This is a genomic window from Shewanella sp. MTB7 (genome assembly GCF_027571385.1).
GTDB lineage: Bacteria > Pseudomonadota > Gammaproteobacteria > Enterobacterales > Shewanellaceae > Shewanella.
Genome location: NZ_CP085636.1, coordinates 6342163 through 6367435, shown reverse-complemented (window position 1 = coordinate 6367435; position 25273 = coordinate 6342163). Strand labels below are relative to the sequence as shown.

Annotated in this window: 22 protein-coding genes; 14 read left to right on the top strand and 8 right to left on the bottom strand. The window is 41.2% G+C overall.

From position 1 onward, the window contains the following. The first annotated feature begins 448 nt into the window (after positions 1–448). From rpmH to mnmE, 5 genes are all read left to right on the top strand, one after another. Positions 449–586, top strand: a complete 138-nt coding sequence (gene rpmH / locus HWQ47_RS27920) for a 50S ribosomal protein L34 (RefSeq protein WP_126507838.1) — start codon at positions 449–451, stop codon at positions 584–586. Positions 587–600: 14 nt separating this feature from the next. Beyond that, entirely contained in the window at positions 601–957 is a 357-nt protein-coding gene (gene rnpA / locus HWQ47_RS27915; protein WP_269969176.1) for a ribonuclease P protein component, read from the top strand. Beyond that, a complete protein-coding gene (gene yidD / locus HWQ47_RS27910; RefSeq protein WP_269969175.1) occupies positions 924–1181 on the top strand; it encodes a membrane protein insertion efficiency factor YidD in 258 nt (85 codons plus the stop codon). The genes rnpA and yidD overlap by 34 nt, the downstream gene beginning before the upstream one ends. 3 nt (positions 1182–1184) lie before the next feature. After that, positions 1185–2819, top strand: coding sequence for a membrane protein insertase YidC (gene yidC / locus HWQ47_RS27905; RefSeq protein ID WP_269969174.1), 1635 nt, complete (start codon positions 1185–1187; stop codon positions 2817–2819). 117 nt (positions 2820–2936) lie between these two features. Then, positions 2937–4298 (top strand): tRNA uridine-5-carboxymethylaminomethyl(34) synthesis GTPase MnmE, encoded by a 1362-nt coding sequence (gene mnmE / locus HWQ47_RS27900; protein ID WP_269969173.1) that lies wholly within the window; start codon positions 2937–2939, stop codon positions 4296–4298. Positions 4299–5036: 738 nt separating this feature from the next. Here the strand turns inward: mnmE and HWQ47_RS27895 are convergent. The 4 genes from HWQ47_RS27895 to HWQ47_RS27880 form a co-directional block, all read right to left on the bottom strand. Further along, on the bottom strand, positions 5037–7529 hold the full coding sequence (locus HWQ47_RS27895) for a helicase-related protein (protein ID WP_269969172.1): 2493 nt from the start codon (positions 7527–7529) through the stop codon (positions 5037–5039). A gap of 173 nt (positions 7530–7702) precedes the next feature. Continuing rightward, complete coding sequence (locus tag HWQ47_RS27890; protein WP_442802084.1) at positions 7703–8485, bottom strand: sulfotransferase; 783 nt, start codon at positions 8483–8485, stop codon at positions 7703–7705. A 645-nt stretch (positions 8486–9130) separates the two neighbouring features. After that, entirely contained in the window at positions 9131–10123 is a 993-nt protein-coding gene (locus tag HWQ47_RS27885; protein ID WP_269969171.1) for a catalase family peroxidase, read from the bottom strand. Positions 10124–10223: 100 nt separating this feature from the next. After that, positions 10224–10670, bottom strand: a complete 447-nt coding sequence (locus HWQ47_RS27880; RefSeq protein ID WP_269969170.1) for a DUF417 family protein — start codon at positions 10668–10670, stop codon at positions 10224–10226. A 328-nt stretch (positions 10671–10998) separates the two neighbouring features. On the opposite strand from HWQ47_RS27880, the gene HWQ47_RS27875 reads away from it, so the two are divergent. Then, the gene (locus HWQ47_RS27875) at positions 10999–12108 is read left to right on the top strand and encodes a Fic family protein (RefSeq protein WP_269969169.1); all 1110 of its coding nucleotides are present in this window, start codon (positions 10999–11001) and stop codon (positions 12106–12108) included. Positions 12109–12481: 373 nt separating this feature from the next. On the opposite strand, the gene HWQ47_RS27870 is transcribed toward HWQ47_RS27875, so the two are convergent. Then, complete coding sequence (locus tag HWQ47_RS27870) at positions 12482–12631, bottom strand: hypothetical protein (protein ID WP_269969168.1); 150 nt, start codon at positions 12629–12631, stop codon at positions 12482–12484. A gap of 391 nt (positions 12632–13022) precedes the next feature. Here HWQ47_RS27870 and HWQ47_RS27865 point away from each other — a divergent pair, with 391 nt between their 5' ends. The 5 genes from HWQ47_RS27865 to HWQ47_RS27845 all read left to right on the top strand — a co-directional run bounded on the left by HWQ47_RS27865 (position 13023) and on the right by HWQ47_RS27845 (position 19290). Continuing rightward, positions 13023–16181, top strand: a complete 3159-nt coding sequence (locus HWQ47_RS27865) for a DUF3427 domain-containing protein (protein ID WP_442802233.1) — start codon at positions 13023–13025, stop codon at positions 16179–16181. 274 nt (positions 16182–16455) lie between these two features. Next, on the top strand, positions 16456–17148 hold the full coding sequence (locus HWQ47_RS27860; RefSeq protein WP_269969167.1) for a LysR family transcriptional regulator: 693 nt from the start codon (positions 16456–16458) through the stop codon (positions 17146–17148). Positions 17149–17221: 73 nt separating this feature from the next. Then, positions 17222–18202, top strand: coding sequence for a transposase (locus tag HWQ47_RS27855; RefSeq protein WP_269969166.1), 981 nt, complete (start codon positions 17222–17224; stop codon positions 18200–18202). 576 nt (positions 18203–18778) lie between these two features. Then, positions 18779–19030, top strand: a complete 252-nt coding sequence (locus tag HWQ47_RS27850; RefSeq protein ID WP_269969165.1) for a type II toxin-antitoxin system Phd/YefM family antitoxin — start codon at positions 18779–18781, stop codon at positions 19028–19030. Further along, complete coding sequence (locus HWQ47_RS27845; RefSeq protein ID WP_269969164.1) at positions 19030–19290, top strand: Txe/YoeB family addiction module toxin; 261 nt, start codon at positions 19030–19032, stop codon at positions 19288–19290. The genes HWQ47_RS27850 and HWQ47_RS27845 overlap by 1 nt, the downstream gene beginning before the upstream one ends. Positions 19291–19300: 10 nt before the next feature. On the opposite strand, the gene HWQ47_RS27840 is transcribed toward HWQ47_RS27845, so the two are convergent. The 3 genes from HWQ47_RS27840 to HWQ47_RS27830 all read right to left on the bottom strand — a co-directional run bounded on the left by HWQ47_RS27840 (position 19301) and on the right by HWQ47_RS27830 (position 22033). Then, entirely contained in the window at positions 19301–20251 is a 951-nt protein-coding gene (locus tag HWQ47_RS27840; protein WP_269969163.1) for a YecA family protein, read from the bottom strand. Positions 20252–20646: 395 nt separating this feature from the next. Then, on the bottom strand, positions 20647–21828 hold the full coding sequence (locus HWQ47_RS27835; RefSeq protein ID WP_269971878.1) for a winged helix-turn-helix domain-containing protein: 1182 nt from the start codon (positions 21826–21828) through the stop codon (positions 20647–20649). A gap of 73 nt (positions 21829–21901) precedes the next feature. Next, entirely contained in the window at positions 21902–22033 is a 132-nt protein-coding gene (locus tag HWQ47_RS27830) for a hypothetical protein (protein ID WP_269969162.1), read from the bottom strand. Positions 22034–22651: 618 nt separating this feature from the next. Between HWQ47_RS27830 and HWQ47_RS27825 the strand changes: the two genes are divergently transcribed. The 3 genes from HWQ47_RS27825 (at position 22652) to mioC (ending at position 25233) form a co-directional block, all read left to right on the top strand. Beyond that, positions 22652–23293: a LysE family translocator gene (locus HWQ47_RS27825; RefSeq protein ID WP_269969161.1), complete on the top strand. Its 642-nt coding sequence runs from the start codon at positions 22652–22654 to the stop codon at positions 23291–23293. 183 nt (positions 23294–23476) lie between these two features. Then, positions 23477–24607 carry an S-(hydroxymethyl)glutathione dehydrogenase/class III alcohol dehydrogenase gene (locus HWQ47_RS27820; protein ID WP_269969160.1) on the top strand — a complete coding sequence of 377 codons (1131 nt, stop codon included), beginning with the start codon at positions 23477–23479 and terminating at the stop codon, positions 24605–24607. 185 nt (positions 24608–24792) lie between these two features. Continuing rightward, positions 24793–25233 (top strand): FMN-binding protein MioC, encoded by a 441-nt coding sequence (gene mioC, locus HWQ47_RS27815; RefSeq protein WP_269969159.1) that lies wholly within the window; start codon positions 24793–24795, stop codon positions 25231–25233. The last annotated feature ends 40 nt before the right edge of the window (positions 25234–25273 follow it).

The following is a 25273-nucleotide window of genomic DNA, read 5'->3' as shown; positions in this document are numbered from 1 at the left end:
GTACTTATCCCCAAAAGATCACTCAAAGAGAGGTATTCTATAGTGAGAACACTATGATCGCTATCCTTATCATAATTTTATCCCCAGATAGATCATCTTTATCGATAGGATGCCGATCCAAACGATCGCTTGCGATCTCACTATATTTTAAAAACCGACAAATCCAGCTTTATTAAGCGATCCAGATCGATCTATAATGACCTTTCTTAGATCGGCTGCATGATCACTAGATCCACAACATCTAGTGTCCATGCACAGAGTTATCCACATTTTATAGTGGCTTTGAGCAACTAGCTAAGAAACTAATTGTCGATATTTTTAACACTTAATGCTTTTGCTTGTTGACGAGCATACTTAAAGTGATTACAATTCGGCCTCTTTTTTGCCCTTACCTCAAATTACTATTTTGGGTGTAAGGATTGTTAACTTTCAAAGACGGATTGCCACAATGAGTAAACGTACTTTTCAACCAAGCACCCTAAAGCGCAAGCGTTCTCACGGCTTCCGCGCACGTATGGCTACAGTAGGCGGCCGTAAGGTATTGGCTCGTCGCCGTGCCAAGGGTCGTGCTCGTCTTTCTGCGTAATCGTAGAGATGCAAGTGACTAGCTATACCTTTACGCGGGAGTTACGTTTGTTGACTCCCGCGCAATTTAAATCTGTATTCTCAAAACCCATCAAAGCTTCTTCCGCAGAAATAACTTTACTTGCTATCCCAAACACTGAACAACATCCACGTATTGGACTCACTGTTGCTAAGCGTTTTGTAAAGAAAGCCCATCAGCGAAACAGGATTAAACGTATCATTAGAGATAACTTTCGTTTGCATCAGCACGAACTGCCTCCAATTGATATAGTAGTACTGGTCAGAAATGGCGTCGTCGAGATGGAAAATGCAGAGCTCCATAAATTGGTAGAAAAGCTATGGCGAAAACTCAATCGCCGTTACAATGGCTAGCAACCACGTTAATTCGTGGCTACCAAATCTTCATCAGCCCCTTTTTAGGGGCTAATAAGTGCCGTTTTCATCCAACTTGTTCCACATATGCAATTGAAGCAATTCGTTTGCATGGATCTGCAAAAGGTTGTTGGCTTGCAGCACGACGCATACTAAAATGTCACCCTTTGCATCCGGGCGGAATCGATCCCGTCCCCCAAAAAAACCACAGGTGTAATAAATAGGCTATGGAATCTCAACGCAATATATTGCTTATCGGTTTGCTTTTTGTCAGCTTTTTGCTTTGGCAACAGTGGCAGACAGATCAAGCCCCACAACCAGTAGCGACTCAATCTTCATCGGTTGTCGCCGCTTCGTCAGCTTCAGATTCTCACAGCTCTGATGTTCCCGATGCAGACTCAGCACTACCTGCTGCCGTCGTAGCGTCTAAAGAGCTCATCACAGTGAACACTGATCAGTTAATCGTTAAGATTAACCCTATCGGTGGTGATATCGTTTATTCAGCCTTGGTTGAACATAAACTTGAACTCAATAATAACGAACCATTCGTACTACTAGAGCAAACTAAAGACATTAACTATATTGCTCAAAGTGGTCTTATCGGTCGCAATGGTATCGACAGTAGCGTTAAGGGTCGTGCACATTTTGACAGTACTTCACGTGAATACACTTTAGCAGCAGGTCAAGACACATTAGAAGTGCCACTTACCTATGTTGCCGCTGATGGTGTTGAATACACGAAACTGTTTATCTTCCATCGTGGCAAATTCGACATCAATGTTGATTACATCATCGACAACACCTCTGACAAGCAGTTGCAAGTTCAGATGTACGGTCAGATTAAACACAGCATCAAAGAAAGCGAAAGCAGCATGATGATGCCGACTTACCGTGGCGCGGCTTTCTCGACAGCAGATATTCGCTACGAGAAGTACAGCTTCGATGACATGGCAGATAAGAATCTAGACGATAAAACATTAGGTGGTTGGGCAGCGATGCTACAACACTACTTTGTTTCAGCTTGGGTACCACCAGCAGACGATCAAAACACTATTTTCTCTAGCATCAGTGCTGGCGGTCAAGCCAATATCGGTTTCCGTGGCGCCATCTATGATATTGCGCCAGGCACAACACAAGAGATCACCTCCCAGTTCTACGTTGGTCCTAAAGATCAAGCTGCACTATCCGCTATCTCTCCAACCCTTAACTTGGTTGTAGATTATGGTTTCCTATGGTGGTTGGCAGTACCTATCTACAAATTATTGATGTTCTTCCAATCATTAGTAGGCAACTGGGGTGCTGCGATTATTCTAATTACCCTAACTGTGCGTGGTATGTTATATCCACTGACTAAAGCTCAGTACACTTCTATGGCTAAGATGCGTAATCTACAGCCTAAGCTTGCTGAGATGAAAGAGCGCTTTGGTGATGACCGTCAGAAGATGGGTCAAGCCATGATGGAGCTGTACAAGAAAGAGAAAGTGAACCCTATGGGTGGCTGTCTTCCAATCTTGCTACAGATGCCAATCTTCATTGCCCTGTACTGGGTACTGCTAGAGAGTGTTGAACTACGTCATGCACCATTCATGCTTTGGATAACCGATCTTTCGGTACAAGATCCTTACTACGTGATGCCAATCTTGATGGGTATCTCAATGTTTGTAATGCAGAAGATGCAGCCAATGGCACCAACTATGGATCCTATGCAACAGAAGATGATGCAGTGGATGCCAGTGGTATTTACCGTATTCTTCCTATGGTTCCCTGCGGGTCTAGTACTTTACTGGTTAGTCGGTAACTTAGTGGCTATCACACAGCAGAAGATTATCTACGCTGGTTTGGAGAAGAAAGGCTTAAAATAAGCCTTAATCTCTAAACAAAAAAAGCGGTTAATACTGAGTATTGACCGCTTTTTTGTTTTATATAAGACTCAGTCTTTTCGAATTTGCTTTCCATTATTCAAAGTAGGAATCACAGTAATGACAACAGATACTATCGTGGCACAGGCAACCGCTCCAGGGCGTGGCGGTGTAGGTATCATTCGTATCTCTGGCGACAAGGCCAGCGATGTCGCTATGGCGGTACTTGGCCACCTTCCCAAGACACGCTATGCCGATTACTGTGATTTTAAAGACGCCAACGACGTGGTGATCGATCAAGGTATCGCACTCTATTTTCAAGGCCCCAACTCCTTCACCGGAGAAGATGTTCTCGAACTTCAGGGTCATGGTGGCCAGATAGTGCTCGATATGTTGATCAAGCGTGTAATGGAAGTTGAAGGACTACGTATCGCTAGACCCGGCGAGTTCAGCGAACAAGCCTTTATGAACGACAAGATGGATCTCACCCAAGCAGAAGCCATTGCTGATCTCATCGATGCCACCAGTGAACAAGCAGCTAAGAGCGCCTTAAACTCGCTACAGGGAGAGTTCTCACTACAGATACATGAACTGGTAGAGCAAGTGACTAATTTGCGCCTGTACGTCGAAGCGGCTATCGATTTTCCCGACGAAGAGGTCGACTTCCTATCTGATGGTAAGATCGCTGGTTCACTCAATCGAATCATCACTAAACTCGACACAGTTCAAGCCAGTGCTAAGCAAGGTTCTATCATTCGTGAAGGGATGAAGGTCGTCATTGCCGGTCGTCCTAATGCGGGGAAATCTAGTCTACTTAACGCATTAGCCGGTAAAGAATCAGCCATAGTAACCGAAATAGCCGGTACCACCCGTGATGTACTGCGTGAACATATCCACTTAGATGGCATGCCGCTGCACATTATCGATACTGCAGGTCTGCGTGACACCACTGATGCTGTGGAAATGATCGGTATTGAACGCGCCTGGGCCGAGATAGAAACCGCCGATCAGGTACTCTTTATGGTTGACGGTACCACCACCGACGCCATTGACCCACACGAGATCTGGCCCGACTTTATTGACCGTCTACCAAAAAACTTAGGTATCACAGTTATACGTAATAAAGCGGATATCACAGGTGAAGATTTAGCACTTACCCAAGATCATGGTCACAATGTGTTTCGTATTTCAGCCAAAACAGGCTTAGGTGTTGATGCGCTACAACAGCACCTTAAATCGCTCATGGGCTATCAGAGCAATATGGAAGGTGGCTTTATCGCACGACGTCGCCATTTAGAGGCCTTAGATCTTGCCAGCAGCCATCTTCTGATAGGCAAAGAGCAACTCGAAGTCTATTTAGCAGGTGAACTACTCGCCGAAGAGCTCAGAATGGCTCAAATGGCATTATCAGAAATTACAGGTAAGTTCACTTCCGACGATCTTCTTGGAAAAATATTTAGCAGTTTCTGTATTGGCAAGTAATTAAATTAAGCAAGCCTGTTGCCATCTGATTTTAGATGGCCTCATACAACACCAACTGAAATTATAGATAAGACGATCTACAGAGAAAAAATCTTCACTAGCTTCTGCTTGTCAAATAATAGCAACCAATATAGAAAATTATCCCTCACTGATCCCGTCAATTTTCAGCTGGGATCAAACGGCATATTGCCCAATTTTAGCCTGCTGAGACAAAACATAACGTGTTTTAACATCCTACTTTTGCCCTAGAAAATAAAACCTTACAGCACACTTTTTTACTCTGTAAATCTTAGATCAAAAAAAGATCTCTTTGATACCTTGTAGACACAAAACCCACAGATCCGGAGCAAAATAATCAACAGAGATATCAACAAGCAATGCAAAGATTACTTAAGATCTATATCTCTGTTCGGATCGCCCCATATATCACTGTTTATTAAGTGTTTTTCCTCAGATCGTTTTTTAAGTATTTCGGATAAAAATCAAAATATATTTAAAGCTGTAGATAAGTTATACGCAAGAAAAACATTAAATTAGTTATCCGCACGGTAAAAGATCGTTTTATCCACAAGAGATCATTACAGGCATAACAGAAATCCCCTTTTTCCACCTGGTAAATAGCATCAAAATCCAAGTAAAGGGTATGTACTATGTAGAATGAATAAAAGTTTACTTTTTATTTTTCCTGCTTATAAAAATGACAGGCTCTAATGGGGTTTATGAAAATTAAAAAACAACTCATTTTACATCTATCACCCGACTCGCTTTACGGTACTGAATTTTCCAGCCAAGCCAACGAGGCAACTCCCAACGTTGCGGCCCCGTTTTTCTCAAGCCACTGGCATACACCAAAGTCACTAGTTTACGTCTTGGCAAATACTCCACCGTCACCTTTAACTGAGCCAACGCCAACTTAATGGGATACATCGCATCAAACTCGGCACGCTGCCAATCAGGAATCCCTTCAAACAGAAGATCGTCTGCCTCAATAAGTGCAAGATCATCGAAACTCTCAACCCCAAGTTCAGATAGCTTATCACTCAGATATGAAGTGAACTCTAAGGCAGGCTTATCGCACTCAGACAGACCTAAAGCGACCCAAATATTCCAGGCTGAAATATCATTATTAATACGATCAGCAAGCCCCTTAAATGTCCGGCCAACAGAGATACTGCGCACTATCGCCTCGATAGCTTGCTCTCCCTCAACCTCCTTTAGATGGGTACCAATGACTCTCCCCGCATAAACAGTTTCAACTAATACACGATGATTTATTCCCTGTTCACGCTTCTCAGTTAAACGCTCCACACCTAAGTCAGCCTCCAACAAGGTACTAAGCGAAATAGGTGCCATACAACTGGCCAGATTCAATGTCTGCTTGCTACCCTTACCCGCTATCGAATGCTGATCGAACACCACAGCAACAACAGCACTCTCCTTGCCCTGACTATCTTTAAGCTCACAACAGAAACGACTATCACGGCCAATCTGCACTTCACTGTATCCATTACCCAAAGCTGAAATACGTTTCTCACGGCGTATAAATGCCAACTCAGGTAACGCCTTTATCACCTCGAGTAACCAGTGCTGTCGTAAATTGAACCTACCAGCTTGCAAGCTGAAATCTTTATCCAGTGCAATCAAACCAAGGGAGGAGCGTATCTGGCGCGACAATAATAGCGCTTCTTTGCGGGCACTCTGATTTATCAGCATAAACTCAGGAGGTTTTTCACGGATCAACTTAATCAAGGTCAAAGCGTCACACCCAAGCGGCTCCCACTCATTTAGGTCTTTGAGATCAGAGTCTGAACTTGGCATGACAAATAGACGCTGGGACACACTTAACCCCGCGGCAAGATCAACCATCAGACCACGACACTCATCATTGGGCATCGCACTGATCAAGTGAGCAAATTGGGTATCAATGGGTAAAGGCAGTAACTTGTAACCGTGGGCAGTAATTTTCCCCAGGTGATCAATCGCCCCCATAGCGCACAACTTAGTTTCAGCTATTTCTAAGGCTTTAGCAGGGATCCGGTCGACAAAACTTAACTCCCTTAGTCTAAAATCATTAGCAGCAGCGGCTAACATAGGTTCCACCAACTCTTCACGCTGCAACTCGGGAGGTGTGACCATCTCTAATGGCGCCCCCATTCCCCATAGACGCACACATATTCCTTGCTGAGTACGACCCGCACGCCCCATTCGTTGATCACTGCTGGCTTTAGAGATACGAGCCAGTGACAATACCGTTCGGCCATTCCTCTGGTGAGTTCGACGCTCTAACCCCGAATCCACCACAGCAGTGACCCCAGGAATCGTCAGTGAAGTCTCAGCAATATTGGTGGCGAAAATGACCCTTTGTCCCTTCGCCGGATCAAGTATCGCCTTCTGTTCAGAGGCTGAAATGCCGCCATGCAATACCAACAAGTCCACCACCTCTCCCGAAGCAGAACTCCCTCTCGTCAAGCCCTCACATGCCTGCAAACATGATTGAATTTCACCTTTTCCGGGGAGGAAAACCAATATATCTCCTTTAGTTTCAGCCAAAAGCCCAGCAACCACCTTTTTTACTCTCTGCTCCACACCACGAACATCGGGTAGATGATGACTTTCCGCAGCCTCATATCTAAGTTCCACGTGGAACCTTCTCCCTTGAGCCTGCAATCTTTGGGCACTAACGCCGGAATTCTGTCCCAAATAAGTCGTTAACCGCTCACCATCTATCGTCGCCGAGGTCAGTATTAATCTGAAGTTATCCTGCTGTGCCGCTTTATCCTTAAGCATGGCCAATAGCAGATCCGTATCCCAACGGCGTTCATGGAACTCATCAATGATCACGATATCGAAACAGGCTAATCCTGCTTTTTCATCGACTTGGCCATCTTGTCCTCTCCCCATAGAGAGCCAACGCAGGGCAATACCTGGCGTAACAAACGCTATCTGAGTCATATCGGTAACTGTCGAATCAAAACGTATGGCATAACCGACGTCAAGCTCTGTTTGGGCACCTACGAACCCCGCCAAAGCCAAACACGCCACTCGCCTTGGTTCTACCACCAATACACGTTTAGGTTTACCACCATTTAAACCATCACTATCAGACTCGGCACACCAAAGTGGCAAGCGGGTGGATTTACCGGATCCAGTATCAGACTCGACTACCAAATGATTGTTTTTAATCGCTAATACAAACTCATCATAGAGAGCATCAATGGGCAGTGACATCATAGTAGTAGCTGAACTGAGGTTTTTAGGGGGCATCGGCAATAAGTAAACAGGTAGTATGGAATGTTCTGCCAAGTCTAACGGGCAAAAGGAACAGAAGAAATAGAGAACTAATAATCAATATAAGATGTGACTGAAATTAATAATAATTGAATCTATGCGCCTCTAGATTAAAGCTAAACTAATTTGTAATCGAAAAACTTACGCTTCTCCGGCCCAGATACATTACTGTTGATCTTATTAGCATGTTTATACTCATCCCAGCTGGCAACATTTCTGCCCTTATTTAGGTGTGGAAAATTTAGATGTAGAGAGCTCAGGTTTAAAGAGTTTAAGTGTGAGTAGCTTAGCTGAGCATTCGAATTTGGAAAATGAATATCTTTATCGGCATCTAAGAAGTTAATTAACCTAGATAAACTGCCCACTTCACTGATATCAATACTAATAAAGCGATCCGGATCACTTCCAAAAGAGCAGAAATAATCAAACACCGCTTTTTTATGAGTTTGATAACAATTAATTAGGTGTTGAGTATCCATAGGCTCGCTCACTTCACCCACCCCAAAACAGTGCTTAAAGCTGCGCTTTAATACAGGGTGAAACCGTCCGGTTTTCATATCCAAATGGGGTAACATTCGACTTAACAACATCTGCATCGACGGTACCCAAGACTCAACAACACGATCCAGATAGATAAACTTAGCTTGAGGATATAAAACTGCTAACTGTTTGTAATCACTAAAACAAGGGGCATCTGATACCACATCGGCCAACTCAAATGCCTGCTTGGTAAACGCTTGATGTGCCACTTTAAAACCTTGCTCAAGCAGTGCCACGCTGACGCTTGTTGTACCAGATCGGGGTAGGCCTATGATGAAGGCCTTGGTCATCTTTTTGGGGTTAGATGTTGGGTTTGCTGGTGGGTTAATTGTTGATTTTAATTTGGTGATGATAGTCATAGGTGGCTTTACTATAAGGTTTTAGCCTTGTGATTGTCACGATTGTAACACTAGTTAATCTGAACTTGTCGGTTAACAAGTTTGGCAAATAGCTTTCAGGTTAGGTCTTGGTTTTTGATATTTGGTAGGTATCCTAAGGCCAAGGACTTACTTGAATATATAACCTGCGGTTCGCTGAATGTGTAGATACTTCTGCGAGACGCTGTGAAGCCATCCCTGGTCGCTTTACTATTTCCAATAACCTCCCAGTTAAACTGCCAGTTCGGCATCCCAGCCTCTCGTTCGAAGAGTATCACTTCGCGATATCTCACCTTAAAACAGAAACTCGCAGCTGCATTTACACTAGTTGATAAACCAGAGATCACTTCTTCGTTTTAGATTTTTCTTAAACAAATCATAATTTAACGCTCGATAGTTTTTCTCTTAGTTGTTTATTTTCTCCGTGTACTTAGTGCCCTCAGTGGTGAATAGCTGTGCTTTCTCTCTGTGAAAAAGCCAAAGTTATCTGTTTGATCTAAAGCCTGTTTTTGATGACCGATTTGGTATCTAGTATGACTGATTGAAGAAATGAGGTTGAGGAAATAGGCAGATGAGGCAATTAACCACCCTATTCGCCTCACTAAGTGAGGCGAATAGTTATTTTATCTATAGACGTCGAATAAATGATTCTATATATGCGGGGGTACGAGCATTTAAGATGGGATCAGCAGAAGGAGTAATACCTTTGGGCAATAATACGGGGTTAAAAATGCCCTTATCACACTCCATTGTTGCGGTTTCATTATCTCGACTCCCGTCAATCAGCACTTGCCCTACCAATAAACGTTGGCGAGTATCAGGCCACAACACGGTTGGGTCGTTAACCTCATCACTGGGGAGTGCCAATTTAATATAGAGATCCCACGCAGCGGGTTGTTGTTTAATACGAGTTAACAGCTCTGTTTGTAAAAAATCATCAGGCAATTTCTCACGCTCTGTTGGACTAAAGTTACTAACACCGTCAACGGGCTCAAAAATCCAACGACCTGGCATAATTTCGTCATTATTAGCAGTGAACAGAAAGCTATTAACCCCAAAGTAACGACTATTGGCAAAACTAACACTCGATGGCAATGTCTTGCTGTAGTCAAAAAAAGCCTTGGCATTAGGTTGATGATCCATAAGCCACTGTTTACCTTCAGCGCCCTGCTTCACTTTCGTTTGAAAGTTAAAAAACTCTTCCAAATCACTGGCAAAAAAGACGGGAGAATTAGTAGTAACAAAGTTAAGGCTTTCTTTATCACCATCAATCTTAAGCGACATAAAACGACCCGCGCCCTTATCCGATGCCAATAGACTAGTGCCACCAAGTGAAAAACGAGCCGTCACTGCTATTTCTGGCTGCTCAAAAAAGGGAATTGCCAAAGTTTGCAGCAATTTAGGGTTAGGAATAAAAGTGCCTGAGGTACAAAATCCTTTAGCATGATTACGTAATTTTATTTTTTTACCCGCTTCACGACTGGCGGTATCAGGTGTGCCATTAACGGCATCTACCAACTCTGAAATGGTCTTATCAGCAGCAAGTAGAGGTGACGCTAGCACTGATAATCCCGTCAATAAACAAATTTTAATGAGCAAAGAGAGTCTATTTATATGCATAATAATTCTTTCACAAGTAGTTCCTTCACAGACAATGCCTAGGTCTTTGGCAAAAGGCTGTTAGTTAGGATTAACTAAACAAAGGGTTAATTAGAAACCGTTATTGATCGCCTGAATATCGCTTTAAAATTCCTCGGTTGGTTTCAACCACCATAATTGCCACGGCGAGAAACACCCAGTCTTTAAGCAAGAAGAAACTGGTGATCAGTACCCCATCTGATACCTTCCACGTATCCGGTGTCGTCAGTATAAAGCTGAGAGTGACCACAAAAATACCCACTGCAGCGAGTCCAGACACCAAACCAACCCAAGATTTTTTTAATCCAACTAAGAGTCCGAGGCCAACAATAATCTCAACCGAACCAATAAGATTTGATACCGTTTGCACAGAAAAAACCTGATAGACCCAACTTAACAAAGGATGATTCACTATCAAGGGTTCAATCAATTTAGCCTCAGTAAGAGTGAACTTATAAACCCCTAACCATAGCAACAGCAAAGATACACCTAGCACGCCAAACACATAGCCAAAATTTGTTGTTTTCATCTTATTCAATCCAGTAGTCACCACTCCCTTTGAGTAGCAATAAGCTAGACAGAATATATTGACTAAAAATTTCACCGAAAAGTATTTAAAAACAGACTCTAGAGGTTATTTTCAAGATAGTTTCCTAATTGCTTTTCTCCGCTACACGCCGAATATGACGAAGACATTAGCTTATGAGCGAGATACAGGGTCGTTCGCGGAGGTAAAGATTGCAGATAATGAGGCAATTAAACACCCTATTCGCCTCATGATATGAGGCAAATATAATTGTTATTCGCCTCATTAAGTGAGTAGAATAAAGTATGTATTCGACTCAAGAGTGATAAGTATGTGGATTTGGCAACAAGCAGATTGGCCTGATTTTAGTTGGGACAGTCGTAAAATAGCACCGTTACTGCGTCAAGTTAATTTCAATCAAGGTCTACTTACTGGCAAGTTAAATAGAGAGCCATCGACTCAAATCACACTCGATACGCTTTTAGCCAACATCATACATTCGAGCGCTATTGAGGGTGAGAAACTCAATGCTTTTTCGGTACGTTCATCTTTGGCAAACAAGCTTGGTGTTAGTGATGAGAAACCATTTCCCACCACAGCCCAAACTGATGGTTTAGCCGAGATGATGCTTGATGCGCTGCAAAACTGGCAATCAGAGTTAACCTTAGCTCGTATACTGGGTTGGCATAATCTATTATTCCCTGAAGGCTACACTCTGTTTAATCCCGTCCAAGGTGGCACATTGCGGGGGGATGCACCTATGCAAGTGGTATCAGGTCGCATAGACAAACCCAAAGTACACTTTGAGGCGCCTCCTCGTGTAATACTAGATAGTGAACTTGAGCAATTTATTCTCTGGTTTAATAGCTCACGCCACGACACTGATCTTGATCCACTGATCCGCGCGGCGATCACTCACTTATGGTTTGTAACCTTACATCCGCTCGATGATGGTAATGGCCGTATTACTCGACTACTCACTGACTTAGCGCTAGCCCAAGCTGAAAACAATTCAATACGCTTCTATGCAATGTCGGTAAGTATTCTTGAACGTCGCCAAGCCTATTATGAAATGCTGGAAATAAGTCAAAAAGGCGAGCTTGATATCACCTCTTGGCTTGTCTGGTTCTTAGATACACTCAACGCCAGTTTGCAAAAATCTTTAGATGATATAGCGCAAACCATTTCTAAAACAAACTACTGGCAACGAGTTGATCAAACACTACTCAGTGCTGAACAGATCAAAGTCCTTAACCGACTTTTAGACGCCAGCCCTGAGCATGAGTTTGAACTTGGGATCAGCAGTAGCCAATACCAAAAAGTAGCCAAGGTAAGTCGCGCAACGGCAACCCGTCATCTGGCACAACTGGTTGAGCAAAGGTGTTTAGTTAAGGCAGATGCTGGTGGTAGAAGTACTCGATACTTGTTACTTACCAGTTAGTAAGTTTTACAAATAACTTTTCTGGTTAGTTTTTGGGGATTTGGCTTTCATTTTTACTTTGAAGTTTATGGAATACCAAAGCTTCATTGGTGTTTATTGCTTGCAGCAGGCTCATGTGTAGGTAAGCTCTCGGGACGCTGTGAAGCCATCTGACTTACATGGATAGTAGGAAATGCAGAAAAATGTAGGGAACATTTTCTGCCTTGGTTGCTTCGCGAAAACCAATAACGTCCATGTTAAACGGCCAGTTCGATATCCCTATTTCTCGTTCGAAGAGTATTACTTCGTAATACCTCACCGTGTTTTCGAGACACTCTTGCCTACCTACACCTTGTTTATAAAAGCAGTGCATCTCTTCGATTTAGCTGCCTTGTTAAACTGTATCGAGAATAGAGAGTGTTGAGAGGTATTGGGTTAGAGCTTGGGAGTCTTCAGATTCAAAAACAGTGATGCTTTCTTCATCATGTTCTATTTCAATATCCCACTCAGAAGCACTGAAACGAGTTGCGGTTGCAGTAATCACAGTGTATCGACTAGAACCTGTGTTCTCACGATGATTTTCATTCTCGTAATCTACCCAGAGCTTAGCTCACTTGTCGGTTAACAAGTTTTGCAAATAACTTTTCTGGTTAGGTTTTGGTTTCATTTGGCTGTTATTTTGTTTGATGGGTTAAAGTAACCGTACCTTCATTGGTGTTTATCGCCTCCAGCGAGGTTATGTGCAGATACTTCTGCGAGACGCTATAAAGCCATCCCTGGCCGCTTTACGGTTTCATCCTTGAAACCGAAACTCGCAGCCGTATCTACACCTGTTGGTAAAGCCACAGTTATCTCTTCGATTTAGTTCTTGTTGCTTGCAAAAACTTACTTACCTGGCATAGTTTCTCTCAGGCTAAGAATATTTGAGTTTTATAATGCAAACGGGTATTTATGAACAACTTATCACGAAAGTTATCAATAATAAGTTGGATAAAGATAAGTTCTTTATTTCAGAACGAAATATGGATACAACCGAGCAGACTCTTTGGTTAACTCGGGCATTAGTCCATGTTTTTCATCTTGCTATATCTGAATCAAAAAATACCAAAGACTCCCCATTATCCCAAATAGAACTAGCAAACGAGCTAATTTATTGGCTACAGGAAAGGGTAGATAATCTTGATTTATCTAACTTCACCGTAGCCCAACCAGCAAAGCTACTTACAGCCATTTTTGATAAACATGATCCGGTTGCAGCTAAACTATCCTCACACATAGATAAAATAACTCCCCTTACAGGCCTCACGCAGAGTGAATTATTCTGCGGTAGTAACCAAGGCATTTCACTAGAGAGTGAGATTAAGCGCGAAATACTATCTTCTAACAGAATCTGTTGGATCGTTTCATTTATCAAATGGACTGGTCTTAGAATTTTCATGGATGAACTTCGAACCTTTACCCGCGATAACAAACATAAACTTCAAATAATTACGACATCATATATGGGGGCTACAGACCTAAAAGCCGTTCAATGGCTGGCCCAGCTACCTAACACCGAAGTTAAATTAAGCTATAACCATAACCAAGAGCGTCTTCATGCAAAATCTTATCTATTCATGCGAAATTCAGGATTTCATACCGGTTACATAGGCTCGTCAAACCTCTCTCGTTCAGCCCTAACTAACGGCTTAGAGTGGAACTTAAAGATAACCAATCAAGAAATTCCACACATTATAGAAAAAACATTTAGTACATTTGAGACATACTGGCAGCAACCTGAATTTGAGGTATTTGATGGTTCAGAGAAAGCGAGTTGTAAACTAAGGCATTCGCTTAGTGCTGGCCGTGGTGATAAAGAACACTTTAATAGGATATTTTTCGATTTAGCGCCTCATCAGCATCAAATTGAAATTTTAGAAAGATTAGATGCAGAACGGAATATACATGGCAGAAATAGGAACTTGATAGTCGCCGCTACAGGTACCGGGAAAACCCTGATATCAGCTTTTGACTTCAAACGTTTTTATCTAGAAAATCCAACAGCAAAAATTCTATTTATTGCACATAGAGAAGAGATATTAATACAAGCAATCGAAAGCTTTAGAGCTGTACTGAAACAGCCCAACTTTGGCGAATTATGGGTCGGACAACATAAACCAGATTCATACAAACAGCTTTTCTCATCAATTCAAAGCTTTAATAATCAATTAGATAAAATAAACCTCAGTTCAGATTATTATGACTTTATTGTTATCGATGAAGTTCATCATGTATCTGCAGATAGCTACCGAAAAATCATTCATCACTTTTCTCCCAAGATACTATTGGGGCTTACCGCCACGCCAGAGCGTCATGACGGTAAAAATATATTAGACGATTTTGGGGGAGTAATAGCAGCTGAACTTAGATTACCTGAAGCTATAAATCTAAGACATTTATGTCCTTTCCAATATTTCGGCATAGATGATAATACCGATCTAAGGCAGGTAAAGTGGGAAAATGGCCGTTACAACCCAAGCGAGTTAACTCAACTCTATACCCAAAATGATCAGCGATTGCAGAAAATACTTCAAAATATAGAAGAGCTTATAACTAAGCCATTAGAAATGCGCGCATTAGCTTTTTGTGTCAACCAAGATCACGCTCGATATATGGCTGAAAAGTTTTCTCTTAAAGGAATACCAAGTGCTGTACTTACCAGTAAAAATTCTTCTGAAAGACATTCGGTAAGACAAGCTTTACAGCAAGGAGATATAAATATCCTCTGTGTTGTTGATATATTTAACGAAGGTGTCGATATCCCAGAAATAGATACCCTACTATTTTTAAGGCCAACAGAGAGTTTAACCATATTTTTGCAGCAACTAGGACGTGGCTTACGCCACAATGATGGCAAAGAATGTGTCACTGTGTTGGATTTTGTCGGTAATGCTAGAGCCGAGTACGATTTTTCTCAAAAATTCAGAGCATTAATAGGAAAAACACATACAGCCATAAGCAAAGAAATAGAACACGGCTTCCCGCACCTTCCACTTGGCTGTCATATTGAATTGCAGAAAAAAACCAAAGAAATAATCTTAGAAAATATTAAGAAAGCCATATTAAATCAGAAAAAGCTAAAGACATATATTTCGAATTTTCAACATCATACAAATCAAAAACTGACGTTGAGTAACTTTTTAACGTTCAATACTAATATTCACCTGCTTGATATTTATAAGAATAAGCCTAACAAAGGAGGGGGATGGACTCGTCTGTTAAGCGATCTAAAACTAATCGAAAAAGTAAACGAAACCCCAATTGCTGAAAATTATCACAAGGCTATTAGCAACAGTTTAATGAGATGTGATGCTCGAACTTATCTAGTTTTCATTCGCTCACTAGCCATAAATAACTTCATGTGGATTGATAGTGGAGATCCAATAGATCAGAAAATGGCTTTAATGTGCCACTATGACTTTTGGAACTGTGCTGGCAGCAAACTAGATTTTAACTCTTTATCAGAAAGCCTAGCTGCACTTGCTCATCCAGAATATCAAAGTGAGTTAATACAAGTTATCAACTATTTACTTGATACTAACGACACTCAAGTTCAGAAGATTGAAACTGACTTCCCTTGCCCACTACAGCTCAATGCACGTTACACTCGAGAGCAAATTATTACAGGGTTAGGTGGTTCAAGCTTCGAAAAACAAGCTGTTAGCCGTGAAGGAGTATTCAACTTAAATGATCTCAACGTAGAGCTCTTATTTGTCACATTACAAAAGTCAGATCAGCATTTTTCACCGACTACACGCTACCATGATTATGCGATGAGCCCTACGCACTTTCATTGGCAAACTCAAAACTCATCAAAACCTGAGAATGGTAAAGGGTTAACCTATATTCAGCATAAAGAGATAGGTAAAAGACTCATGTTATGGGTACGAGAATCCAATAAAGACGAAAATGGAAATACGATGGGATTCGTGAACTTAGGTTGGGTTAATTTAATTGAAACTAACGGCTCTCAACCTATGAATATAACCTGGGAATTACATGAACCTATGCCCAGTTATTTATGGAAAGATGCTGCAAAATTAGCAAATAGTTAAAACCTAAACCGAAGAAACATTGGTTTTTAGAGGTGTGGTGTAGATGCAACTATAATGATTGCATACCCATAATAAAACTCAGGCTGTTACCGAGCCAAATAATTGAATTCTAGTGTTACAGATCGCACAATTTGCATACAGGCATGTATAGTAATGGTGAAAGCGTAGTTACACGGCCACATTTTCTGAGTAATAGAGCTGTGTTTGCTCAACTCCCAAATTAACCTTAGCGTACGTTTTTTTTCGTACCATGGATCTAAAAATTAGGAGCGGTATGTACACACAACGAAAATCGTCACCCAATGAACCTTTATATCAAAAGCTAGTAAGTGGTCTTTCGACTAAACAATTGCAAGCATTTTATATGGTTGCACAAACGCTCCATTTCTCTAAAGCATCCAAAATTATTGGAATTACTCAGTCAGCATTATCACAGCGCATCAATATACTTGAGTCTAAACTAGGGCGAATATTAATAAACAGAGGGCAAAATAGTATATCCCTATCGGATTCTGGTCTTCGGTTATTAAAATATTGCAAGTTACGTGAAACTTTTGAGCAAGAGCTATTGTATGGCTTCTGTTCACAAAATTATAATTCGTTATCTGGAGTCGTTCGAATAGGCAGTTTTTCTTCAATCACTCGTTCAGTGATAATGCCAATAGTTAACCGTATTATTAACCAGCATCCAAATATTTCTTGTGAATTTAAAGTTGAAGAGATGCGCAATGCTGCTTCTATGTTGCTCAAAGGCGAGGTAGAGATGGTTATTACACAATGCCCAATAAATCATAATGGCGTAAAAACTATTGAACTAGGTGTTGAGCGAAACTACTTATTAGAATCAAAAAATATAAGTACTTTCAAAGATGTGTATATTGATCACGAATCCAGTGATCACTTCACAGAACATTTTTTTTCTTATCAACAGAACAATAGAGTCCCTATTTTTCGCAATAAATTATAAGGCCACCCATAATTCTGGATGAATTTTCAAGCTGTGACTAAGCTTAAATTATCGTCGTTGGATTGAGGTTTCTATGGCCAGACCAAGAAGTACGTTAGTTAGCGTGGAAGACACCCCTTTTTATCACTGCGTGTCTAGGTGTGTGCGCAAATCCTGGCTTACGGGGGTTGATAAGTATACCGGTCAGTCCTATGAGCATCGACGAGGTTGGGTTGAATCAAGACTGCTAGCGTTAGCTAATATCTTTGCCATAGATGTCAGCGCTTATGCGGTGATGTCCAATCATTTGCACTTAGTGTTGAAGATAGATATCTATGAAGCCAATACTTGGACAGATAGAGAGGTGGTTGAACACTGGCATCAACTATTCAAAGGCACAGATATAACTCAAAAGTTTGCTAAAGGTGAATTAATTGAAAGTGTTGAGGTTAGCAGTCTGAAGCATTCAATTGCTCAATATCGAAGTCGATTGAGTGATATTTCTTGGTTTATGAGAGCATTGAATGAACCTATTGCCCGAATGGCGAATAAAGAGGATAACTGCACGGGGCGGTTCTGGGAGGGGCGTTTTAAGTCTCAAGCTTTGCTCGATGAGACTGCTGTTCTAGCCTGTATGGCTTATGTCGACCTAAACCCTATCAGAGCCAAAATGGCTGATACGCCAGAACAATCAGACCACACGAGTATTCAGCTTAGAATCAAGTCCGCTATTAAAGGTGAGCAGCCTAGTGCTTTACTGCCTTTTGTAGGGAATGAGCGTAAGGAAATGCCTAAAGGGTTAATGTTCACCGCTAAAGAGTACTTACAGCTAGTTGATGAAACAGGCAGAATTATTCGGGATGACAAGCGTGGTGCTATAAGTAGCACATCTATGCAGGTACTTGAAAGACTTAATATTCCAGAAGAAAATTGGATAAAACTCTCTACAGAGTTTAGCAGATTATTTAAAGGTGCTGTGGGCACTCTGGAAGCACTTGATGTCTATTGCGAACATTTAGAACGTAAACGAAGGCAAGGTGCTGCAAACTGTCATCGATGGTTTGATAGTACCTAGTTAGCCATCGATAACACCACTCTGTTTAAACCAAACTGGTAACCGAGATAATACTCGGTTTTTGTGCTGATTAATTATAAGTTTTTAGTTCATACTTCAGTTATTGATGGACTATAAACTGAAATCGATAGTAAATAAGGCATCTATAATTCTGAGTTAGAGAGTTCAGATTGGCAAGATCTATTCACCCTAAATAACAAAGAATAATCTTGGGTGGCCATGTTCTCTGCCTGCCTTGTTCTCTGCCTCGTTCTCTAGCCTTGTTCTCTACATGGACGGGTTGATAGCGTGTTGAAGGATTACTTGCACATACGTCGTTCTTTGGCATCCTGCCATCACGACATTGGTACATCCATGCACGGCACCCGCTGGAGGCGATAAATACTAATGAAGCTTTGGTTACCGATAATCAATCAAATATCAAAAATTTAATGGAACACTAAAAACGATGATATAGCTTCATCGCTTAAGCTACCTCCCTTTGTTAACCGACAAGGGCCCACACTTGTACTTACTCTTGTACGTTTATCACTTTTGAACTAAACTGTACTCAATAATGTACATGTAGAGGTGTTTATGAGTGTTTATAGTTTTACTGAGGTAAGAAGTAATTTTAAGTCTGTTTGTGACAGTGTCGTCAATGACTGCGAACCTGCAGTGATACATCGTAGAGGTGCTGAAAATGTCGTCATGTTCTCTGAGTCAGAGTTCAATAGTTGGAAAGAGACTATTTACTTACTTTCAAACCCAGTAAATGCAAAACATCTGCTAGATTCTATAAAGCAGGTTGAAGAAGGCCAGGCTCAAGAGCGCGAGTTACTGGATTAATGAATATTCTCTTCTCTGATAATGCTTGGAACGATTACCTTTATTGGCAACAACAAGATAAAAAAACATTGAAACGAATTAACCTGCTTATTAAAGATTGTCAAAGGACACCTTTTGAAGGCATTGGCAAACCAGAAAGATTAAAAGAAAACCTTTCTGGTTATTGGTCTAGACGGATCACAGATGAACATCGTTTGGTTTATAAGGCAACTCAGGATAGGTTAACGATTGTTGCCCTACGCTATCACTACTCTTCCTAAAATATCCCAACTAGTTTAAACAACACTTCTTATATTTCTTACCACTGCCACAGGGGCATGGGTCGTTGCGACCAGCTTTAACCTCTGCAATGTAGGGTTCTTTAATTTCATAGCTGTCCAAATAAGAATCAACATTTTCAAAATCCATATTGCCGAGTTCATCGGGGCCGTTCATCAGGTCATCGAAAATATCCATTAACTCTGAATCACTCAGTTCAGACTCTGAGTTGAAGCCAGCCCACTGGCTAAGAGCATTAATAATATCATAGTCGCCGCTTATCAGACCGCTATCCCACTCTGAATAACCTATACAGTTATTATCCCAATCGATAATGCATTGGTTTTCTAGGGGACCTTCATCGATAACCTTGGTTTTAACAAGCTCGACAAATTGTGCATGATACTGATTAAACTCATGACAAATTAATAGATTAACCAACTCAAATAGGGCCATAGTCTGATCATAGGCGACCAGATTGTCGATAAAGGCAGGTATACGCAGGTTAAGCGTTTCTTTATCAATCTGCTTGGTATGATATTGAGTAAATAGGGCTGTCATCGCCGACATTTTTACAATTTCACCGGCTTGAGCTGAATTGATTAAGTGGCACAGCTGCTCGGGTTTCCCTTGAGCCAAAATATAGTAAGCGGTGGAGAGATCGGAAGCGACAAAATCACCAAGTAGTTGCTCTAACGGGCTATCACAATCTTCCTTATTAGTGAGATTGATTAGGGAGTCAAAGCAGCTAAACTCCTTACGATCGATAATCAGACAGATGCCGAAAAACAACAGATTAGCCTCAGCTTCAGTCAATTCCTCTTTGACAATAAACTGCTGCATCAATCCATCGATGATAGGCAGTAGCTCTGGCCATTGCAGCCTCGCCGCTTGCAAAGCTTCAACTGGCAGTTCTGTTAACTCACCACTACTCAAAGTGGTAATAATCTCATCTAATTTCATATTTTACTCAAACCTAAAGAACTTTTTAACATCATAAATGAGTCAAACAACAAGCTAAAGCTCCAATGAGCATAAAGTCAAATTCAGGTAAAAATAGGGTGTAGGGAGGAACCAGTGTCTCGAAAACACGGTGAGATATTACGAAGTAATACTCTTCGAACGAGAGATAGGATAGTTCTCGGACTCCTGTCCTTCACGACATTGAGACTTCCTGTCTGGCAGATACGAACTGGCCGTTTTATATGGACGTTATTGGTTTTCGCGAAGCGGCCATGGATGGCTTTACAGCGTCCCGAGAACTTACCTGCACATATCTCGCTGAAGGCGATAGATAAAATAGAAGATATGTCCTCCTATAAACCAGCTAAAAAACAATAAAAACCTAACTTCAAAAGTTACTTGTGTGACTTATTAACCAATAAGTCACTAAACAAATTGGTTTCAACCAACTGCCACTCTTGGCACTTGTTAAACACCGCATACTCATCAACCGCAAACCTGAATGCGGCAATAAACGCCTCAAGCTCAGTGCTACTTGTACTAGCACCAAAAACTCCCTCTTCGATGGTCAATTTTTGCAACAAAAGTATTCCCCCTTTACGGTCAGCTTTTACATCAACCCGACCAACAAAACGATCTCGCCAGAGAATTGGTAATGAGTAGTAACCAAACTGCCGTTTAGCGGCGGGTACGTAAACTTCTATTTGATAATTAAAGCCAAATAGTTGCTTTAATCGCTGCCGCTGGATCACTAAGTTATCAAAGGGGTTCAAAAGCCAGACCCTATCTGGTATGGCTGTTAACAGCTGTAGATTAGGAAGGTAGAAATACTCTTGATCTAATTCTGAAAAACGAGCCAATTCTCCCGCTAAGCACATCTCATTTAATGTGTTAACTAGGATAGTTTTAATATTTTTACGCAGATAGATGATCTGTTTAACAGTCCCAAAGCCGTGGGCCGTTAAGTAACCATAAATAAGGTGACGGGCAAACTCGGTATCATCGGGGAGCTGACAATTCACATCCGCTGGCAATACCCGTTCGGTCAGATCATAAACTTTTTGAAACTTGTCACGCTGTACCACCATTAACTCACCTTGCATAAACAGTTGCTCTAAAGCACGCTTAGCAGGTTTCCAATCCCACCAACCTGTGGAAGTTGTCTTAGTGGTATTAGTAAAATGGCTCGCCTTCAACGGTCCTTCGGCAATAATTTTAGCCTTAACCTCTCGCATAATTTTATGCTCAGGTTCGAACCAATGTTTACCCCCCTGCTTTAGCGCTTTCTTTTGCCATAAGCTAAAGCGGTAATCAGCTATTGGTAAGTAAGCTGCAGCATGAGACCAATACTCAAATATCTCCTGATTAGCCATCGCAGTGTCCAACAAAGATGCTTGATAATCAGCAATACGATTGTAGAGCACATGATGATGAGCCCGCTCGACCACATTAATGGAATCGATCTGCACATAACTCAACAGTTCTAGCGTTTCACTTACAGAACCCGCCGTTTTCAAGAGACCTTGCTGCTGCAAATTAAGTTGCAACCATTCTTGGGAAGAGTATGGACTCGTCATAAATATCGCTAACCAATATTTTATATTATTGAGTAACAAGCTATAGATAAATAGTTCAATTAACAAACGAGGATTAACCTTTACCTTTTCCCTCTTGTTCAAGCTGAGCTATCTCTTCTGCTGGCGCCGTTATATAAGCAGACACATCTTGGTAAGTTAGCCAAATGGCATAACAGATAACGGCATACAACAAATTACGTAACATAATAATGATTCACATTTTTACTCTGATACCGATAAATATAATCTAAATGGCCATAACAAAACACTGTCAATAAACAGTCTATTTAATCAGCAGTTCATCATTTATTGACGAATATTTGTAGAGTCAATTTATCTTCAAAGCGTCAGTTTTTTGAACGTTTTTTAAAACGTATATTTATCTGTATTTAAGCCATTTCTAACCTACTTACAGCTGAGGTTATTCCATCATATTGATAATATTCTACCGCTAACCTTGGTTATTTACCTATTCAAAAATCAGTGTATATAACAACTTACTACTATATAGTCTTCCACTAATACCGAGTTAAATAGCAAACAGTAAAAGACATCAAATGATGATAAATAAACTCATTGAGTCGATGAGGAGAAAAAAGAGAGTTAATGTGACGGCCAATAAAAAGTTTTAAAAAATTATATATCCATTCAAAATCAATCTAAATCGGTCATCAAAATAATCAGCTTACGGCCAAAAAAGTGCATTATTTGCGCGTTCTGCGCAGTTATTAAACGCTTGTTCTTGTTGTCGCTGTAAAAATCTACAGAATGATAGCAAACCACTGTAGAATCCCGGCCTTCTCTCTAAACCAGTGCATTATTGATGATCGATCTCGCGTTACTTCCTCTATATCTCACCACAGTTATAGCCCTTTTGCTGATCCCTGGTCCAGATATGTTATTAATAGCCAGCTCTAGCCTTAGTTATGGTCGCAAAGTTGGGATTTACGCTAGTTTAGGCAATGCCACTTCAGGTTTATTACTCACTTTATTAGCTGCTATGGGCGTATCTGCATTAATAGCCATGAATCCTATGGCTCTGCAATTACTGCGTCTATTAGGCGGTGCTTACCTGTTGAAAATGGGTTGGGACTGCATGCGAGCAGATCCAATGGATGCTCCTGAAGTTGCTCAAGATAACAACCTAGCTAAGATCCTCTATCGACGTGCCGTATTCAGTAACTTGTTAAACCCTAAGGCTCTACTCTTTTTCGTGCTTTTTTTGCCTCAATTTGTCTCGACAGACTTAACGGCCAGTTCTGGAGAACAGATGTTGGCATTGGGATTGTTACTCAACGTGATGGGCTTGCTGTTTAATTTATTGCTGGTAGCTATGGTTGGCAGTTTAGGTAAATCTCTACTGAAAAATGACAAGTTCAGAGCTTATCAAAATAAATTTATGGGATTAATCTTCTTCACTTTAGCTATCTGGCTGTTAGCATCTCAAGTGCAAACCATGAGCTAAGCCGTTAATTAACATAAATACTTACTTAAAACATCTGCCCACGAACGCTTTTTCCTGCCGATAAAGCTGAGTTAGAAAACACTCAGCTCCCTTGCTATATCTAACTTTTGACTGATATGCACATATTAACTTCGCCTGTTTTTTGAGCTATATTTAAAGGTCGGTTCAAAGAAAGGATTTGAGATGTCTGACAAATTCATTAAATCAAGAGCAGCGATTGCTTGGGGTCCAGGACAAAAGTTAACGATTGAAGAAGTGGATGTGATGCTACCGAAAGCCGGCGAAGTCTTAGTACAGATAGTCGCGACAGGGGTATGCCACACAGATGCTTTCACACTATCGGGAGATGATCCCGAAGGTTTATTTCCCGTCATACTAGGCCATGAAGGAGCAGGAATTGTTCGTATGATAGGAGAAGGCGTCACCAGTGTGAATGTTGGTGATCATGTTATCCCGCTCTACACACCTGAATGCGGTGAGTGTAAATACTGTATGTCAGGTAAAACTAATTTATGTCAGAAAATTCGGGATACCCAAGGCAGAGGTCTAATGCCCGATGGTACCTCTCGATTCTATAAAGATGGTGAGCCAATCTTCCACTATATGGGCTGCTCAACCTTCTCCGAATACACAGTACTACCTGAAATATCCCTCGCTAGAATAAATCCTGATGCGCCACTCGAAGAGGTCTGTTTACTTGGCTGTGGTGTCACAACAGGAATGGGCGCCGTACTTAAAACAGCTGAAGTACAACCTGGTGATACCGTTGCTGTTTTCGGTTTAGGTGGTATAGGACTATCAGCCATTATCGGTGCGACTATGGCGGGTGCAAGTCGAATAATTGGCATCGATATTAACGAAAACAAGTATAAATTGGCGATGAAACTGGGAGCCACAGATTGCATAAACCCACAGGATTATAGTATTCCTATTCAAGATGTCATCATTGAGATGACCGATGGTGGTGTCGATTATTCATTCGAATGCATTGGTAATGTTAATGTGATGCGTAGTGCACTTGAGTGCTGTCATAAAGGTTGGGGCGAATCGGTAATTATTGGTGTAGCGGGTGCAGGACAAGAGATTTCTACCCGTCCGTTTCAATTAGTTACTGGCAGAGTCTGGTGTGGTAGTGCTTTTGGCGGCATCAAGGGACGTTCGGAATTGCCAAAGTTGGTAAACCTTTATATGTCTGGAGAGTTTATGCTGGATGATTTTATTACCCATATAATGGGACTCGATGAGATCAATAAGGCTTTTGATCTAATGCACCAAGGCAAGAGTATTCGTACCGTCATCCACTATAATAGGTAATCAAACTCGTTAATTAAGCCCATTCAGTTGGGCTTTTGCTTATTTAAAGTATCTATTTTCTCCTCTTTACTCCCATATTTACCTTTAAACCTCCTACTTCTCACTCGTTTTACCTTATTATGAGCTCCATTATTGAATCAAAGTGGCCTAAAAAGGCCTATTTACACCGCTAAATGAGAAAGATTATGGCTAAAATAGAGATATTAATAGGAACAACCTTAGGTAATGCAGAGTATGTTGCCGATGAACTAGCGGCTAAATTAACCGAATTAGGCCATAAAAATCAGCTGCACATGACCCCTAAATTGGATGATTTGGACCCAAAATCCCTCTGGTTGATCGTCTCATCGACACATGGAGCAGGCGATCTTCCTGACAATATAACCCCATTTTTAAGCGAGATCTTCGCTAAAAATCCCGATCTAACCGGAATCAAATTTGCCATTTGCGCGATCGGAGACTCAAGCTACGATACTTTTTGTGAAGGACCAGAAAAGTTGTCTCAAGCTTTGCAGGATTGCGGTGCACAAGTCTATGTGGATAAGATCCAGATCGATGTTCAATACGATCATACTCCTGAAGACCCTGCTCTTGCTTGGTTAACACAATGGCAAGATCAACTATAAGATCGCTTTTCAGTATAACTATGAGAACAACTCACAGTTT